We start from the raw sequence: 17,760 nt of genomic DNA, 5'->3' as shown, positions 1-17,760 counted from the left end.
TTGTGATCGCCCTCTCCCTCGCCGAGATCGCCACAGTCGTCGGCGGGCAGACGTACGACATACCGGATCCGCAGGTCCGGGTCACCGGACCGGTGGTCAGGGACTCCCGTGAGGTGGAGCCCGGCAGCCTGTTCGCCGCCTTCGCGGGTGAGCGCGTGGACGGCCACGACTACGCCGCCGACGTGGTCGCCAAGGGCGCCGTCGCGGTCCTGGCCACCCGGCCGGTCGGAGTGCCCGCCATCGTCGTCGACGACGTCAAGGCGGCGCTCGGCGCACTCGCCCGGCACGTCGTCGCCCGGCTCGGCGCCACGCTCGTCGCGCTGACCGGCTCGGCCGGCAAGACCAGCACCAAGGACCTGATCGCCCAGGTGCTGCGGAGCAAGGCCCCCACGGTCTTCACGCCCGGCTCGCTCAACAACGAGATCGGGCTGCCGCTCACCGCACTCTCCGCCACCGACGAGACGCAGTTCCTCGTCCTGGAGATGGGCGCCCGCGGCATCGGCCACATCCGCTACCTGACGGACCTGACGCCCCCGAAGGTGGGCCTCGTCCTCAACGTCGGGACCGCGCACATCGGCGAGTTCGGCGGCCGCGAGCAGATCGCGCAGGCAAAGGGTGAACTCGTCGAGGCCCTGCCCGCCGACGGCACCGCGATCCTGAACGCCGACGATCCGCTGGTGAAGGCGATGGCCTCGCGCACGAAGGCGAAGGTGCTCTTCTTCGGAGAGGCCGCCGAAGCCGACATTCGTGCCGAGAATGTCCGTCTCACGGAGAACGGCCGCCCCTCCTTCAGCCTTCACACACCCTCCGGGTGCAGCGAAGTGACCTTGCGGCTGTACGGTGAGCACCACGTGTCGAACGCGCTCGCTGCGGCCGCCGTCGCCCACGACCTTGGCATGTCCGTGGAGGAGATCGCCCTCGCGCTCTCCGAGGCGGGCACCCTGTCCCGCTGGCGGATGGAGGTCACCGAGCGCCCGGACGGCGTCACGATCGTCAACGACGCCTACAACGCGAACCCAGAGTCCATGCGGGCGGCTCTCCGTGCCTTGGTTGCCATGGGCGGAGCCCGGCGGGCAGAGGGGGGCCGTACGTGGGCGGTGCTCGGACAGATGGCCGAGCTCGGGGACGACGCGCTGGCCGAGCACGACGCGGTCGGACGGCTCGCCGTCCGGCTCAACGTCAGCAAGCTCGTGGCGGTCGGGGGCAGGGAAGCGTCCTGGCTGCGACTGGGCGCCTATAACGAGGGTTCGTGGGGTGAGGAGTCGGTGCACGTGTCCGACGCACAGGCGGCGATCGACCTGTTGCGCAGTGAGCTGCGCCCGGGAGACGTCGTGCTCGTGAAGGCCTCCAGGTCGGTGGGCCTGGAGAGCGTTGCACAGGCTCTCCTCGACGACGTACAGGGTGGGGCTGATGCCCGATGATGAAGCAGATTCTCTTCTCGGGTGTCATCGGTCTGTTCCTGACCCTGGTCGGCACCCCGCTGCTCATCAAGCTGCTGGCCCGCAAGGGCTACGGCCAGTACATCCGTGACGACGGCCCGCGCGAGCACCACAGCAAGCGCGGTACGCCGACCATGGGTGGTATCGCCTTCATCCTGGCGACGCTCATCGCGTACTTCCTCAGCAAGCTGATCACCGGCGCCGCCCCGACCCTGTCGGGTCTGCTCGTCCTCGGCCTGATGGCGGGCATGGGCCTGGTCGGCTTCCTGGACGACTACATCAAGATCGTCAAGCGGCGCTCGCTGGGCCTGCGGGCCAAGGCGAAGATGGCCGGACAGCTGATCGTCGGCATCGCCTTCGCGCTGCTCGCCATCAACTTCGCGGACGTCCGCGGCAACACCCCGGCCTCCACCAAGCTCTCCTTCGTCGAGGACTTCGGCTGGACGATCGGCCCGGTGCTCTTCGTGGTCTGGGCGCTGTTCATGATCCTCGCGATGTCGAACGGCGTGAACCTGACCGACGGCCTCGACGGCCTCGCCACCGGCGCCTCCGTGATGGTCTTCGGCGCCTACACCTTCATCGGTGTCTGGCAGTTCCAGGAGTCCTGCGCCAATGCGCAGACCCTCACCAACCCGGGCGCCTGTTTCGAGGTCAGAGACCCACTCGACCTGGCCGTCGTCGCCTCCGCCCTCATGGGCTCCTGCTTCGGCTTCCTGTGGTGGAACACCTCACCGGCCAAGATCTTCATGGGCGACACCGGCTCGCTCGCCCTCGGCGGCGCCCTCGCGGGTCTCGCGATCTGCTCGCGCACCGAGCTGCTGATCGCCCTGCTCGGCGGCCTGTTCGTGATGATCACGATGTCCGTGGTCATCCAGGTCGGCTCGTTCAAGATGACCGGCAAGCGGGTCTTCCGCATGGCGCCACTGCAACACCACTTCGAACTCAAGGGGTGGTCCGAAGTCCTTGTCGTGGTCCGGTTCTGGATCATCCAGGGCATGTGCGTGATCGTCGGACTCGGCCTCTTCTACGCGGGATGGGCAGCCAAGAAGTGACGTCCTGGACGGACATGAACATCACCGTCGCCGGTCTCGGCGTGAGCGGCGTCAGCGCCGCCCGCGCCCTGGCCGGCCTCGGCGCGTCGGTGACCGTGGTGGACGGCGGCGACAGCCCCGCCCACCACGAAAAGGCCGCCCTCCTTACGGAGGCGGGCATTTCCGTACAGCTCGGCGATTCCACCACGCTGCCCGAGGGCACCGACCTCGTCGTCACCTCGCCCGGCTGGAAGCCTTCGTCGCCCCTGTTCGCCGAGGCCGCCGCGGCCGGTGTCGACGTCGTCGGCGACGTCGAGATCGCCTGGCGGCTGCGCGGCCCGGACGCCGCGCCCTGGCTCGCCATCACCGGCACCAACGGCAAGACGACGACCACGCAGATGCTCGCCTCGATCCTGGAGGCCGCGGGTCTGCGCACGGCCGCCGTCGGCAACATCGGTACGCCGATCATCGACGTCGTCCTCCAGGGGGACGACGCCTACGACGTGTTCGCCGTGGAGCTGTCCTCGTACCAGCTGCACTGGGCCCCCTCGCTGCGCGCCCACTCCGCCGCCGTCCTGAACCTGGCGCCCGACCACCTCGACTGGCACGGCTCCATGGAGGCGTACGCCGCCGACAAGGGCCGTATCTACGAGGGCAATCAGGTCGCCTGCGTCTACAACGTCGCCGACAAGGCCACCGAGAACCTGGTCCGCGAGGCCGACGTCGAGGAGGGCTGCCGCGCCATCGGCTTCACCCTCGGCACGCCCGGCCCCTCCGAACTCGGCGTCGTGGACGGCATCCTGGTCGACCGCGCCTTCGTCGACGACCGGCAGAAGAACGCGCAGGAGCTCGCCGAGATCTCCGACGTGAACCCGCCGGCCCCGCACAACATCGCCAACGCCCTCGCCGCGGCCGCCCTCGCCCGCGCCTTCGGCGTCGAGCCCGCCGCCGTACGCGACGGGCTGCGCGACTTCACGCCGGACGCGCACCGCATCGCGCACGTCGCGGATGTGGACGAGGTCGCGTACATCGACGACTCCAAGGCCACCAACACCCATGCCGCCCAGGCATCGTTGGCCTCCTACGAGTCCATCGTGTGGATCGCGGGCGGGCTCGCCAAGGGAGCCACCTTCGACGAGCTGGTCGCGGGCGCCGCGAAGCGGCTGCGGGGCGCCGTCCTGATCGGTGCCGACCGTGGCCTGATCCGTGAAGCCCTGGAGCGACACGCGCCCGAAGTACCCGTCGTCGACCTCGACCGGACCGACACTGGGGCGATGTCGGCGGCGGTCCAGGAGGCAGCACGGCTCGCCCGCCCGGGGGACACCGTGCTGATGGCTCCGGCCTGTGCGTCGATGGACATGTTCACCAACTACAACAAGCGTGGCGAGGCGTTCGCGGAAGCAGTCCGCGAACTCGGCGCCACCAGCGTCTGACGGGACCCACGGGTGCCCGGTGACGCCGGGCACCCTTCGGGAGGGGACGTGGCAGCGCAGACCGATTGCGGAACGGGGGTCCGTGATGGCCGGTAGCACCACCAAGCGCCCCGCGGCACCACCGCGCAGGACGAGCAAGGTCTACCGGGCCCGCGCCAACCCGCTGCGCCGCCTGTACACCCAGGCACGCCGCGCCTGGGACCGGCCGCTCACCGCCTACTACCTGATCCTCGGCTCCGCGCTGCTCATCACGGGCCTCGGCCTGGTGATGGTGTACTCGGCGTCGATGATCACGGCCCTGCAGATGGGCCTCACCGGCTCCTACTTCTTCCGCAAGCAGTTCATCGCCGCCGTCCTCGGCTCGATCCTGCTGGTGGTCGCCATGCGCATGCCGGTGAAACTGCACCGCGCGCTCGCCTATCCCATCCTCGCCGTCAGCGTCTTCATGATGGCGCTCGTGCAGGTGCCGGGGATAGGAGTGTCGATCAACGGCAACCAGAACTGGATCTCGCTCGGCGGCCCCTTCATGCTCCAGCCCAGCGAGTTCGGCAAGCTGGCACTGATCCTCTGGGGCGCCGACCTGCTCGCCCGCAAGCACGACAAGCGGCTGCTGAACCAGTGGAAGCACATGCTGGTGCCGCTGGTCCCGGTCGCCTTCCTGCTGCTCGGCCTGATCATGCTCGGCGGCGACATGGGCACCGCGATCCTCCTCACAGCCATCCTTTTCGGCCTTCTCTGGCTCGCCGGAGCGCCCACCCGGCTCTTCGTCGGCGTGCTCTCCGTCGCGGCCGCCATCGGCGTCATGCTCATCAAGACCAGCCCGAACCGGATGGCGCGCCTCGCCTGTCTGGGCCGGGCCGACGCGGGCCCGGACGACATGTGCTGGCAGGGACTGCACGGGATCTACGCCCTGGCCTCCGGTGGATTCTTCGGTTCCGGCCTCGGCGCCAGTGTGGAAAAATGGGGTCAACTTCCCGAAGCGCACACCGACTTCATCTTTGCCATCACCGGTGAGGAACTGGGCCTGGCAGGGACGCTGTCGGTGCTCGCCCTGTTCGCGGCTCTAGGCTATGCGGGTATCCGCGTGGCCGGACGCACGGAGGACCCCTTCGTTCGATACGCCGCGGGTGGCGTGACGACCTGGATCACGGCGCAGGCCGTGGTCAACATCGGTGCGGTGCTCGGCCTGCTGCCGATCGCCGGTGTCCCGCTCCCGCTGTTCTCGTACGGAGGTTCCGCACTGCTGCCGACCATGTTCGCCGTGGGGCTTCTGATCGCGTTCGCGCGGGACGAGCCGGCGGCGCGGGCGGCCCTCGCCATGCGGCGAACCTCGGGGGAGCGTGGGATGAGATGGAACACGATGCGACGGCGCGCCTCGGCGCGTACGTCCGGAGAGCGGTGAATTTCGGTGCATGTCGTACTCGCCGGTGGGGGGACCGCCGGCCACATCGAGCCGGCGCTCGCCCTCGCGGACGCCCTGCGCAGGCAGGACCCGACCGTGGGCATCACGGCCCTCGGCACGGAGAGGGGGCTCGAGACACGGCTCGTACCCGAGCGCGGCTACGAGCTGGCGCTGATCCCCGCCGTACCGCTGCCCCGCAAGCCCACACCTGAGCTGATCACCGTCCCCGGGCGGCTGCGCGGCACCATCAAGGCCGCCGAGCAGATCATGGAGCGGACCAAGGCGGACGCGGTGGTCGGCTTCGGCGGCTATGTGGCGCTGCCCGGCTATCTGGCCGCCAAGCGGCTCGGCGTGCCGATCATCGTGCACGAGGCCAACGCCCGGCCCGGCCTGGCCAACAAGATCGGTTCGCGGTACGCGGCCCAGGTCGCCGTCTCCAGCCCGGACAGCAAGCTGCGCAACTCCCGCTACATCGGCATCCCGCTGCGCCGCACCATCGCCATGCTGGACCGGGCCGCGGTGCGCCCCGAGGCCCGCGCCGCGTTCGGCCTCGACCCGAACCTGCCGACGCTGCTGGTCTCCGGCGGTTCGCAGGGCGCACGCAGGCTGAACGAGGTCGTCCAGCGCGTCGCCCCGCTGCTCCAGCAGTCCGGCATCCAGATCCTGCACGTGGTCGGACCCAAGAACGAACTGCCGCAGGTTCAGCAGATGCCGGGAATGCCCCCCTATATCCCGGTACCGTACGTGGACCGGATGGACCTCGCGTACGCCGCGGCCGACATGATGCTCTGCCGCGCGGGCGCGATGACCGTCGCCGAACTCTCCGCCGTCGGGCTCCCGGCCGCCTACGTCCCGCTGCCCATCGGCAACGGCGAACAGCGGCTCAACGCCCAGCCGGTGGTCAAGGCCGGCGGCGGCCTGCTGGTCGACGACGCGGAGCTGACCCCGGAGTGGATCCAGGGCAACGTGCTCCCCGTGCTCGCCGATCCGCACCGGCTGTTCGAGATGTCCCGCGCCGCGTCCGAGTTCGGCCGCAGGGACGCCGACGATCTGCTCGTCGGAATGGTGTACGAGGCGATCAACTCGCGTCACCAGTGACGTAGAAGGAGCGAGCGTGGCCGGATCGGCTGTGACGGACCGAGAGGACGCCGAGGCGCACGAGGCCGGCCCGCCCCCGCCCCGCTTCCGCCGTCCGAGCGTCCGCACGCTCATCGTGGCCGGAGTGCTGCTCGTCCTGATCGGGGCGGGCGGCATCTGGTCGCTCTACGGATCGCAATGGCTGCGCGTGGAGCGCGTCACGACCGCCGGAACCGAGGTCCTGACGCCCGCCCAGGTGCGCGACGCGGCCGCCGTTCCGGTCGGTGCCCCACTGATTTCCGTCGACACGGACGCCATTGCGGACCGGTTGCGTGAGAAATTGCCCCGAATTGACTCGGTTGACGTGGTGCGTTCCTGGCCGCACGGAATCGGGCTGAAAGTGACGGAACGCAAGCCGGTTCTGATTGCCGCGGAGGAACGAAATTCGGGCAAGTTCGTCGAAGTCGACCATGAAGGCGTGCGTTTCGCGACGGTCGACAAGGCCCCGAAGGACGTTCCCCGACTGGAATTGACGCCCGATCAGAAGAGCGCGGCGGCCAGCCTGCGCCGGTTCGGCCCCGAGCGGCTGACCCGGGAAGCGGTGCGGGTCGCGGGCCGGTTGCCCGCCGTGGTGGCGCGCGACACCAGGACCGTCAAGGTCCGTTCGTACGACGACATCTCGCTGGAACTCACCGGCGGGCGGACCGTCGTCTGGGGAAGCGGCGAGAAGAGCGCGCAGAAGGTACACGCTCTCACCGCTCTCATGAAAGCCGCTCCGAAGGCACGGCACTTCGACGTGAGTGTTCCCACCGCCCTCGCGTCAGTGGGGAGTTGACGCACATCAGCGCAGGCCAGCACCCTGGTTGGGCAGCGCTACGCCTGATCACATAGGGTGAAAAGAAAAACGGGAGGTTCGGCGTGTTCGTTGAACGGGCGCCACTTGTCGACTTAGTGTCAGGTTCGGAAGAGTCCAGGGAACAGACACACTGGTAACCCTAAACTTCAGCGTTAGGGTTCGGGTCGGCAGCCGACTAGTAGTCAACTAGTAGTCCGGACCGCCCCAATTCGGCATCAGTCGTCGCAGCGCAGAAGGCGAGCGACGACACGTAACTCGAGGCGAGAGGCCTTCGACGTGGCAGCACCGCAGAACTACCTCGCAGTCATCAAAGTCATCGGTGTCGGCGGCGGTGGTGTCAATGCCATCAACCGGATGATCGAGGTCGGTCTCAAGGGCGTCGAGTTCATCGCCATCAACACCGACGCGCAAGCCCTGTTGATGAGCGACGCGGACGTCAAGCTCGACGTCGGCCGTGAACTCACCCGCGGACTCGGCGCCGGAGCCAATCCGGCCGTCGGCCGCAAGGCGGCCGAGGACCACCGCGAGGAGATCGAGGAGGTCCTCAAGGGGGCCGACATGGTCTTCGTCACCGCCGGTGAAGGTGGCGGCACCGGCACCGGCGGCGCGCCCGTCGTGGCCAACATCGCACGCTCGCTCGGCGCCCTCACGATCGGCGTGGTCACCCGCCCGTTCACCTTCGAGGGACGGCGCAGGGCGAACCAGGCGGAGGACGGCATCGCCGAGCTCCGCGAAGAGGTCGATACCCTCATCGTCATTCCGAACGACCGGCTCCTGTCCATCTCGGACCGGCAGGTCTCCGTCCTCGACGCCTTCAAGTCGGCGGACCAGGTCCTGCTCTCCGGTGTCCAGGGCATCACCGACCTGATCACCACCCCGGGTCTGATCAACCTCGACTTCGCCGACGTCAAGTCCGTGATGTCCGAAGCCGGTTCCGCCCTCATGGGCATCGGCTCGGCGCGCGGCGACGACCGCGCGGTGGCGGCGGCCGAGATGGCGATCTCCTCGCCGCTCCTGGAGGCGTCCATCGACGGCGCCCGCGGTGTGCTGCTCTCCATCTCCGGTGGCTCGGACCTCGGTCTCTTCGAGATCAACGAGGCCGCGCAGCTGGTCAGCGAGGCCGCGCACCCCGAGGCGAACATCATCTTCGGTGCCGTCATCGACGACGCCCTCGGCGACGAGGTGCGGGTCACGGTGATCGCCGCCGGCTTCGACGGCGGCCAGCCGCCGGCCAAGCGGGAGAACGTCATCAGTTCGTCGTCGGTCAAGCGGGAGGACCCGGCCGCGGCGGCCCGTGCCGCGTCGGCCGCCGAACCCTCGCGTCCGAGCTTCGGCAGCCTCGGCAGCGTCACGCCGCGCGAGGAGCTCAAGCCGGAGCCGGCCGAGACGCCCGCCCCGGTGAACGAGACCCCGGCGACCCCGGTCGCCCCGCCCCACGTGCCCCGGCCGTCCTACCCGGACAGCCAGGCCGAGGAGCTGGACGTCCCGGACTTCCTCAAGTGACCTCGGGAAGCTCGGACCACTGAAGTGATAGGACAGCTCGACGCCGTGGCTTCGGCGTCCACGGCAAGCGGCGCGCACTTCGCCTTCACCGACCGGTGGGGCGGGGTGAGCGCCGCTCCGTACGAGGAGCTCAATCTCGGCGGGGCGGTCGGCGACGACCGCGACGCCGTGCTCCGCAACCGGGAGCTGGCCGCCCGGGAACTCGGCCTCGAACCGGCCCGGGTCGTCTGGATGAACCAGGTGCACGGGCCCGATGTCGCCGTGGTGGACGGGCCCTGGGCCACGGACGCCGACGTGCCGAGCGTCGACGCCCTGGTCACGGCGCGGCCCGGCCTCGCCCTGGCCGTGCTCACCGCGGACTGCACCCCGGTGCTGCTCGCGGACCCGGACGCCGGAGTCGTTGCCGCCGCACACGCGGGGCGCCCCGGCATGGTCGCCGGGGTCGTGCCCGCCGCGGTCGAGGCGATGGTGAAGCTGGGTGCCGAGCCCGGCCGGATCGTCGCTCGGACCGGGCCCGCGGTCTGCGGGCGCTGCTACGAAGTACCCGCCGACATGCGTGCGGAGGTCGCCGCGATCGAGCCGGCGGCGTACGCCGAGACCAGTTGGGGCACTCCGGCCGTCGATGTGACCGCCGGTGTGCAGGCGCAACTCGAAAGGCTCGGGGTGCGCGACCGGCGCTCGTCGCCGGTGTGCACGCTGGAGTCGCACGACCACTTCTCGTACCGTCGCGAGCGCACCACCGGGCGCCTCGCGAGCTATGTCTGGCTGGACTGAAACGACATGACGGACCTTCAGGGACGTAAGGACGAACTCGCCGCGAACCTGGCCCGGGTGGAGGAACGTATCTCCGCCGCCTGCGCCGCCGCGGGGCGGGAGCGCGAGGACGTCACTCTCATCGTGGTCACCAAGACCTACCCCGCGAGCGACGTCCGGATCCTGTCCGGGCTCGGTGTGCGGCATGTGGCCGAGAACCGCGACCAGGACGCCGCCCCCAAGGCGGCCGAGTGCGCGGACCTCCCGCTCACCTGGCACTTCGTCGGTCAGTTGCAGACCAACAAGGTGCGATCCGTGGTGGGTTATGCCGATCTGGTGCAGTCCGTGGACCGGGCGAAGCTCGTCACGGCGCTGTCCAAGGAGGCGGTACGGGCCGAGCGCGAGCTCGGTTGCCTGATCCAGGTCGCGCTCGACGCCGACGTGAGTGTGGGCGACGGGCGCGGCGAGCGCGGTGGCGTGGGACCGGGCGGAGTGGAGGAGTTGGCGGCGCGCGTGGCCGAGGCGCCGGGGCTGCGGCTCGACGGACTGATGACCGTCGCGCCGCTCACCGGGGACTACGCGGGACGGCAACAAGCGGCGTTCGAGCGCCTCATGGATTTGTCGACTGCCCTGCGCGCGGCCCATCCGGCTGCGAACATGGTCTCGGCAGGGATGAGTTCGGATCTCGAGCAGGCCGTGGCGGCCGGAGCGACACATGTGCGCGTCGGTACGGCGGTCCTCGGTGTCCGGCCGAGGCTCGGGTAACGTCGCCAAGAAGTCGTACCACAGCAGAAAATATGGTCATTCTCGCTGATGGGCGGGGAGGCCACGTGGATCGCGGGCACTTTGGTTGACGTCAGCCGATCCACCACAGAGCGGAGGACTCAGAGCATGGCCGGCGCGATGCGCAAGATGGCGGTCTACCTCGGCCTCGTGGAGGACGATGGGTACGACGGCCGGGGGTTCGACCCCGACGACGACTTCGAACCCGAGCTCGACCCGGAACCCGAGCGTGACCGCCGGCGGCACGAGCCGTCGCACGTGTCACACAACGCACGTTCAGTGATCGAAGAGGACGAACCGGTACGAGTGGTACAGCCGCCCGCCCAGCGCGAGCCGGTCCGTCCCTCGACTTCGCTCGGCGCTGAATCGGGACGTCCGGCACGAATCGCCCCCGTGGCATCCATCACACCTGAACGTCAGAGCCTGGAGAAGAACGCACCGGTGATCATGCCCAAGGTCGTGTCCGAGCGGGAGCCCTACCGCATCACCACGTTGCACCCCCGGACCTACAACGAGGCCCGTACCATCGGGGAACACTTCCGCGAGGGCACTCCGGTGATCATGAATCTGACGGAGATGGACGACACCGACGCGAAGCGACTTGTCGACTTTGCCGCCGGTCTCGTCTTCGGTCTTCACGGGAGCATCGAGCGGGTGACTCAGAAGGTGTTCCTGTTGTCGCCTGCTAACGTCGATGTCACGGCGGAGGACAAGGCCCGCATCGCAGAGGGCGGGTTCTTCAACCAGAGCTGAGACGCAGCACTAGTTCACCGACTAGCTAGGTACTAGTCATGAGGCACGAGTCACAGGGGAGAGGGAACCACCGACATGAGCGTGGTTTTGGATGTGGTCTACATCGCGCTGATGTGTTTCCTCATCGTGCTGATCTTCCGGCTGGTCATGGACTATGTCTTCCAGTTCGCCCGCTCGTGGCAACCCGGCAAGGCGATGGTGGTCGTTCTGGAGGCCACCTACACTGTCACTGATCCACCGCTCAAGCTTCTGCGGCGGTTCATTCCGCCGCTGCGTCTCGGGGGCGTGGCGCTCGACCTGTCCTTCTTCGTACTGATGATCATCGTCTACATCCTGATCTCCGTCGTGAGCCGGCTGTGAGCGCGATGTCAACTACGGTCTTGCCGAATGCCGACGACAACGTTGAGGTGAAGAGATGCCGCTGACCCCCGAGGACGTGCGGAACAAGCAGTTCACGACCGTCCGCCTCCGAGAAGGCTATGACGAGGACGAGGTCGATGCCTTCCTCGATGAGGTCGAAGCCGAACTGACCCGTCTCCTGCGTGAGAACGAGGATCTGCGCGCCAAGCTGGCCGCGGCCACGCGTGCCGCCGCGCAGAACCAGCAGCAGGGTGGTATGCGCAAGGGTCCCGGCGGCCCCGGTGGCCCCGACGGCCCCGGTGGTCCGCAGGACCAGCAGGGTCCCCCGCAGGGCATGCGCGGCCCGGGCGCCCCGGTTCCCGCCGGGATATCGGGCCCGCCGCAGCAGCAGATGGGCGGCCCCATGGGTGGTCCGCCGCAGCTGCCGAGCGGTGCCCCGCAGCTTCCGGCCGGTCCGGGTGGCCACGGCCCCCAGGGCGGCCAGCAGGGTCCCGGTCCGATGGGCCAGGGTCCGATGGGCCAGGGCCCGATGGGTCAGGGTCCGATGGGCCAGCAGCCGCAGCTCGGCGGCCCGATGGGCGGCCCCATGGGCGGTCCTCCGCAGATGCCGCAGCCCGGTCAGGGCCCCGGTGGCGACAGCGCCGCCCGTGTCCTCTCGCTGGCCCAGCAGACCGCCGACCAGGCGATCGCCGAGGCCCGCTCCGAGGCCAACAAGATCGTCGGCGAGGCCCGCAGCCGCGCCGAGGGTCTCGAGCGTGACGCCCGTGCCAAGGCCGACGCCCTGGAGCGGGACGCGCAGGAGAAGCACCGCGTCGCGATGGGCTCCCTGGAGTCCGCCCGCGCCACGCTGGAGCGCAAGGTCGAGGACCTGCGCGGCTTCGAGCGCGAGTACCGCACGCGTCTGAAGTCGTACCTGGAGTCCCAGCTGCGTCAGCTGGAGTCCCAGTCCGACGACTCGCTGGCTCCGCCGCGCACCCCGGCCACCGCCTCGCTGCCGCCGTCCCCGGCGCCGTCGATGGCTCCCGCCGGTGCAGGTGCCCCGTCCTACGGTGGCAACCAGACCATGGGTGGCAACCCGTCCGCCGGCCCGTCGTACGGCGGCCAGCAGCAGATGTCGCCCGCGATGACGCAGCCGATGGCTCCGGTGCGGCCGCAGGGCCCGCAGCCGATGGGTCAGGCTCCGTCGCCGATGCGCGGTTTCCTCATCGACGAGGACGACAACTGAGCCCGGTTGTAGCGCCCTAGAGGCGTCGGCGTTCATTCAGGCCTCGGCCCGGATCGTTTCTGCGATCCGGGCCGAGGCCTTTGCGTTCCGCTGAGGTGCCGTCTCGGGGCTCCGCCCCGGACCCCGCTCCTCAATCGCCGGAGGGGCTTGGAATGGGACGCCGTAGGGGCTGCCCGACAGCTCGGCAGCCCCTACGGTGCTTGTGTACCTACGCCTTGCGGAGGCGGAACTCCAGGCTCAGGCCCTCGTCCGTGAACGGGGTGCCGTAGGTGGCGTCCGCCTCGCCCTGGGCGAAGTCCGTGGCCAGGACCTCGTCGGCGATCAGGCCGGCGTGCTCGGACAGGGCCGAGATCACCGCCGGGTCCGTGGACGTCCAGCGCAGGGCGATCCGGTCCGCGACGTCCAGGCCGCTGTTCTTGCGCGCCTCCTGGATCAGCCGGATGGCGTCACGGGCCAGGCCCGCCTGGCGCAGCTCCTCGGTGAGCTCCAGGTCGAGGGCGACCGTGGCGCCCGAGTCGGAGGCCACCGACCAGCCCTCGCGCGGGGTCTCGGTGATGATGACCTCGTCGGGAGCCAGGTCGACCTTCTCGCCGTCGACCTCCACCGAGGCCGTGCCCTGGCGCAGGGCCAGGGACAGCGCGGCGGCGTCGGCGTTCGCCACGGCCTTGGCGACGTCCTGGACGCGCTTGCCGAAGCGCTTGCCGAGCGCCCGGAAGTTCGCCTTGGCGGTCGTGTCGACCAGGCTGCCGCCCACCTCGGAGAGCGAGGCCAGCGACGACACGTTCAGCTCCTCCGTGATCTGCGCGTGCAGCTCGGGGGAGAGGGTGTCGAAGCCGGAGGCGGCCACCAGCGCGCGGGACAGCGGCTGGCGGGTCTTGACGCCCGACTCCGCGCGCGTGGCACGGCCCAGCTCGACCAGGCGGCGCACCAGCGCCATCTGGACGGACAGCTCCGGGTCGGCCGCCGACAGGTCGGCCTCCGGCCACGACGACAGGTGGACGGACTCCGGGGCGCCCGGGGTGACCGGGACGACCAGGTCCTGCCAGACCCGCTCCGTGATGAACGGCGTCAGCGGCGCCATCAGCTGGGTGACCGTGACGACCACCTCGTGCAGGGTGCGCAGCGCGGCCTTGTCGCCCTGCCAGAAGCGGCGGCGCGAGCGGCGCACGTACCAGTTCGACAGGTCGTCGACGAACGCGGACAGCAGCTTGCCGGCGCGCTGGGTGTCGTAGGCCTCCAGGGCCTTGGTGACCTCGTCGGTGAGCTGGTGCAGCTCGGACAGCAGCCAGCGGTCCAGGACGGTGCGGTCGGCCGGGGCCGGGTCCGCCTCGCTGGGCGCCCACTCGGACGTACGGGCGTACAGGGCCTGGAAGGCGACCGTGTTCCAGTACGTGAGGAGCGTCTTGCGGACGACCTCCTGGATGGTGCCGTGGCCGACGCGGCGGGCCGCCCACGGGGAGCCGCCGGCCGCCATGAACCAGCGCACCGCGTCCGCGCCGTGCCGGTCCATGAGCGGGATCGGGTCCAGCGTGTTGCCCAGGTGCTTGGACATCTTGCGGCCGTCCTCGGCGAGGATGTGGCCGAGGCAGACCACGTTCTCGTACGACGACTTGTCGAAGACCAGCGTGCCGACCGCCATCAGCGTGTAGAACCAGCCGCGGGTCTGGTCGATGGCCTCGGAGATGAACTGCGCCGGGTAGCGGGACTCGAACAGTTCCTTGTTCTGGTACGGGTAGCCCCACTGCGCGAACGGCATCGAGCCCGAGTCGTACCAGGCGTCGATGACCTCCGGCACGCGCGTCGCCGTCGCCGAGCAGCCCTCGTGGGTGCAGGGGAAGGTGACGTCGTCGATGTACGGGCGGTGCGGGTCGAGCTGCGACTGGTCGGTGCCCGACAGCTCGGACAGCTCCGCGCGCGAGCCGACGCAGGTGAGGTGGTTCTCCTCGCAGCGCCAGATCGGCAGCGGGGTGCCCCAGTAGCGGTTGCGGGACAGCGCCCAGTCGATGTTGTTGGTCAGCCAGTCGCCGAAGCGGCCGTGCTTGACCGTCTCCGGGAACCAGTTGGTCTTCTCGTTCTCCTGGAGGAGGCGGTCCTTGACGGCCGTGGTGCGGATGTACCAGGACGGCTGCGCGTAGTAGAGGAGCGCGGTGTGGCAGCGCCAGCAGTGCGGGTAGCTGTGCTCGTACGGCAGGTGGCGGAAGAGCACGCCGCGGTTCTTGAGGTCCTCGGTGAGCGCTTCGTCCGCCTTCTTGAAGAAGACGCCGCCCACGAGGGGGAGTTCGGGGGTGAAGGTGCCGTCGGGCAGCACCGGGTTCACGACCGGGAGGCCGTACGCGCGGCAGACCTTGAGGTCGTCCTCACCGAACGCGGGGGACTGGTGGACCAGACCCGTACCGTCCTCGGTCGTCACGTACTCGGCGTTGACCACATAGTGCGCCTCGGCCGGGAACTCGACGAACTCGAACGGGCGTTGGTACTTCCAGCGCTCCATCTCGGCGCCGGTGAAGGACTCGCCGGTCGTCTCCCAGCCCTCGCCGAGCGCCTTCTCGACGAGCGGCTCGGCGACGACCAGCTTCTCGGTCCCGTCGGTCGCCACGACGTAGCGGACCTCGGGGTGCGCGGCGACCGCCGTGTTGGACACCAGCGTCCAGGGGGTCGTCGTCCAGATCAGCAGCGAGGCCTGACCGGCCAGGGGACCGGAGGTGAGGGGGAAACGGACATAGACCGAGGGGTCGACGACCGTCTCGTAGCCCTGCGCCAGCTCGTGGTCCGACAGGCCGGTGCCGCAGCGCGGGCACCAGGGGGCGACACGGTGGTCCTGGACCAGCAGGCCCTTGTCGAAGATCTCCTTCAGCGACCACCACACCGACTCCACGTACTGCGGGTCCATCGTGCGGTACGCGTCGTCGAGGTCGACCCAGTAACCCATGCGGGTCGTCAGGTCGGTGAAGGCGTCGGTGTGCCGGGTCACGGACTCGCGGCACTTGGCGTTGAACTCGGCGATGCCGTACGCCTCGATGTCCTTCTTGCCGGTGAAGCCCAGCTCCTTCTCGACCGCCAGCTCCACGGGCAGGCCATGGCAGTCCCAGCCCGCCTTGCGCCCCACGTGGTAGCCGCGCATGGTGCGGAAGCGGGGAAAGACGTCCTTGAAGACGCGGGCCTCGATGTGGTGGGCACCCGGCATGCCGTTGGCCGTGGGCGGGCCCTCGTAGAACACCCACTCGGGGCGCCCCTCGGACTGCTCCAGGGTCTTGGCGAAGATCTTCTGCTCGTCCCAGAAGTCGAGCACCGCGTGCTCGAGGGCGGGCAGGTCGACCTGGGCGGGCACCTGGCGGTACTGCGTCATCAGTCTTCCTCCGGCGGATCTGCCTTCTTCCGTCGGAGGGACGAGAGCCTGCCGCCACTGCCGTGCGACGTACGCCGTGTGCGGCGCGCTCCCGCGGTACCACCCTCCTTGGCCCTCCGGAGCATGGTGCGCTCCGGCGAACCCCCTCATTGGGGTCGCGATACCGGGTCTAGCGGCCCGTGGACCTCGTCCTGGGCTTTCTTCCGGCGGCTCCGGGGTGATCTTCGCGTCGCGCTCGCCCCCGGGCTTCCACCGACCCCGGGTCGCTCCTGGCTGCGTACGCCGCTACTCGTCCCCATCCATGCTTCTCGCTCCGCCCAGTGTACGGCGCCGGGAGCGGGGCGGCCGACCGGTTTTCACGGGGTCCGCGGCGGGCCGCGCGGCCCGTGCCGGGTGACCCGAATGGCGACACGCGCGCGGACCGGTCCCGGCGGGCCCGTCGGCGGGCGCGGCGCGGGCGGCCGGTGGGCGGATTACCGGGCGGGGACTTGGGCACAACGCTTGCAGGTTCGTCACGCGGCGGTCGCCGGGCCGTCGCGGAGGGGGTGGATCGGGGTGGGTGTCCCGTTGCCGCGGGTCTGGAGTCGATTTATCGTCCCAGCACGATTCGCGAGCAAGATCACAATATGTGAAGGGGCCGCGGCCATGGTGGCGAAAAAGACCGCCGTACAGCAGTCGGCGTCCGGCAGATCGACGGGCGCGGGTGCCTCCGGCGGGGCGGCCCGCGCCACTGCCTCCGGCGGTGCCGGGAAGGACGCGGGGGCCAAGAAGAGCGCCCGCGCGGCGGTGCCCGGTGACGCCGAGGCGCCCGAGAAGGCGGCCAAGACGGTGAAGACGGCGAAGGCGGCGAAGAGCGCACCCGCGAAAAGCGCGCCTACGAAGAGCGCGAAAAGCGCGGCGCCCGCAAAGAAGGCCGCGAAGAGCACCAAGAGCGCGGCGAAGAAGGCCGCGAAGGCGCCGTCCGTGAAGAGCGCGCCGGCCGCGGACTCCTCCGCGGCGCCCGAGGCCGGCACGGAGGAGTCCGCGGCCGCACACCGTACGAGCAGCACGACCGGTGCCGGGGACGGCACCGCGAGCACGGCGAGGCCCGGTACCGCCAAGAAGGCGACCGGGCGCAAGAGCGCGGCGAAGAAGACGGCCGCTCCCGCGGCCGAGGACGCGGCCGAGGCCGCGAAGACGACGGGAGCCACGACGGTGGTTGCGAAGAAGACTCAGGGGACGGCCACGGCGGCGAAGAAGCCCGAAGCCGAAGCGGTTCCCAAGGCGCGGGCGGCCGCCGCCGAACCCGGCGAGCTCGCCGTCCGGCCCGGCGAGGAGCCCTGGACCCCGGACGAGGTGGCGGAGGCCCGCGCCGAGCTGCAGAGCGAGGTGCTGCGGCTCGGCAGCGAGATCGCCGCCGCCGAGGAGGGCCTCGCCGGCCTGATGCGGGACTCCGGGGACGGAGCGGGCGACGACGACGCCGACACGGGCACGAAGAACATCACTCGCGAGCACGAGATGGCCCTCGCGGCCAACGCGCGCGAGATGCTGCTCCAGACCGAGCGGGCCCTGGAGCGGCTCGACGCCGGCACCTACGGACTCTGCGAGAACTGCGGGAACCCGATCGGCAAGGCGCGGATGCAGGCCTTCCCGCGGGCGACCCTGTGCGTGGAGTGCAAGCAGAAGCAGGAGCGGCGCTACTGAGCGTCAGCAGCGCTCTCCCTGCCGAGAAGCAGCCGAGTCGTGGCCGTACCGTCCTCGTACGGCCGCACACGTGTGCCGTACGCTCGTCCCCAGTCAGGTACTAGGTTGAGGGACTC

General features: G+C 69.9%; 14 protein-coding genes. 13 read left to right on the top strand and 1 reads right to left on the bottom strand.

Annotation, left to right across the window (positions count from 1 at the left end):
- The first annotated feature begins 2 nt into the window (after positions 1-2).
- From murF to K377_RS04295, 12 genes are all read left to right on the top strand, one after another.
- On the top strand, positions 3-1,421 hold the full coding sequence (gene murF / locus K377_RS04355; RefSeq protein WP_111661787.1) for a UDP-N-acetylmuramoyl-tripeptide--D-alanyl-D-alanine ligase: 1,419 nt from the start codon (positions 3-5) through the stop codon (positions 1,419-1,421).
- Positions 1,418-2,491 (top strand): phospho-N-acetylmuramoyl-pentapeptide-transferase, encoded by a 1,074-nt coding sequence (gene mraY, locus K377_RS04350; RefSeq protein WP_111661786.1) that lies wholly within the window; start codon positions 1,418-1,420, stop codon positions 2,489-2,491. The genes murF and mraY overlap by 4 nt, the downstream gene beginning before the upstream one ends.
- Positions 2,473-3,903 carry a UDP-N-acetylmuramoyl-L-alanine--D-glutamate ligase gene (murD, locus tag K377_RS04345; RefSeq protein ID WP_111661785.1) on the top strand — a complete coding sequence of 477 codons (1,431 nt, stop codon included), beginning with the start codon at positions 2,473-2,475 and terminating at the stop codon, positions 3,901-3,903. The genes mraY and murD overlap by 19 nt, the downstream gene beginning before the upstream one ends.
- Positions 3,904-3,988: 85 nt before the next feature.
- On the top strand, positions 3,989-5,305 hold the full coding sequence (gene ftsW, locus K377_RS04340; RefSeq protein ID WP_111661784.1) for a putative lipid II flippase FtsW: 1,317 nt from the start codon (positions 3,989-3,991) through the stop codon (positions 5,303-5,305).
- A 6-nt stretch (positions 5,306-5,311) separates the two neighbouring features.
- A complete protein-coding gene (gene murG / locus K377_RS04335; protein WP_111661783.1) occupies positions 5,312-6,403 on the top strand; it encodes an undecaprenyldiphospho-muramoylpentapeptide beta-N-acetylglucosaminyltransferase in 1,092 nt (363 codons plus the stop codon).
- A gap of 16 nt (positions 6,404-6,419) precedes the next feature.
- Positions 6,420-7,217, top strand: coding sequence for a cell division protein FtsQ/DivIB (locus tag K377_RS04330; protein ID WP_161195038.1), 798 nt, complete (start codon positions 6,420-6,422; stop codon positions 7,215-7,217).
- A 297-nt stretch (positions 7,218-7,514) separates the two neighbouring features.
- The gene (gene ftsZ / locus K377_RS04320; RefSeq protein WP_111661780.1) at positions 7,515-8,741 is read left to right on the top strand and encodes a cell division protein FtsZ; all 1,227 of its coding nucleotides are present in this window, start codon (positions 7,515-7,517) and stop codon (positions 8,739-8,741) included.
- Between the two features lie 24 nt (positions 8,742-8,765).
- A complete protein-coding gene (gene pgeF, locus K377_RS04315) occupies positions 8,766-9,515 on the top strand; it encodes a peptidoglycan editing factor PgeF (protein ID WP_111661779.1) in 750 nt (249 codons plus the stop codon).
- A gap of 6 nt (positions 9,516-9,521) precedes the next feature.
- Positions 9,522-10,259 (top strand): YggS family pyridoxal phosphate-dependent enzyme, encoded by a 738-nt coding sequence (locus K377_RS04310; RefSeq protein WP_111661778.1) that lies wholly within the window; start codon positions 9,522-9,524, stop codon positions 10,257-10,259.
- Between the two features lie 126 nt (positions 10,260-10,385).
- Positions 10,386-11,030 (top strand): cell division protein SepF, encoded by a 645-nt coding sequence (locus K377_RS04305; protein ID WP_111661777.1) that lies wholly within the window; start codon positions 10,386-10,388, stop codon positions 11,028-11,030.
- 75 nt (positions 11,031-11,105) lie between these two features.
- A complete protein-coding gene (locus K377_RS04300) occupies positions 11,106-11,390 on the top strand; it encodes a YggT family protein (protein ID WP_033318070.1) in 285 nt (94 codons plus the stop codon).
- 55 nt (positions 11,391-11,445) lie between these two features.
- Entirely contained in the window at positions 11,446-12,615 is a 1,170-nt protein-coding gene (locus K377_RS04295; RefSeq protein ID WP_111661776.1) for a DivIVA domain-containing protein, read from the top strand.
- Positions 12,616-12,823: 208 nt separating this feature from the next.
- On the opposite strand, the gene ileS is transcribed toward K377_RS04295, so the two are convergent.
- Complete coding sequence (gene ileS / locus K377_RS04290; RefSeq protein ID WP_111661775.1) at positions 12,824-15,961, bottom strand: isoleucine--tRNA ligase; 3,138 nt, start codon at positions 15,959-15,961, stop codon at positions 12,824-12,826.
- 645 nt (positions 15,962-16,606) lie between these two features.
- On the opposite strand from ileS, the gene K377_RS04285 reads away from it, so the two are divergent.
- Positions 16,607-17,644 (top strand): TraR/DksA C4-type zinc finger protein, encoded by a 1,038-nt coding sequence (locus K377_RS04285; RefSeq protein WP_111661774.1) that lies wholly within the window; start codon positions 16,607-16,609, stop codon positions 17,642-17,644.
- The last annotated feature ends 116 nt before the right edge of the window (positions 17,645-17,760 follow it).

The sequence above is a fragment of the Streptomyces sp. PsTaAH-137 genome (genome assembly GCF_003259365.1).
Classification (GTDB): domain Bacteria; phylum Actinomycetota; class Actinomycetes; order Streptomycetales; family Streptomycetaceae; genus Streptomyces.
This window is presented reverse-complemented; position numbering and strand designations above follow the sequence as displayed.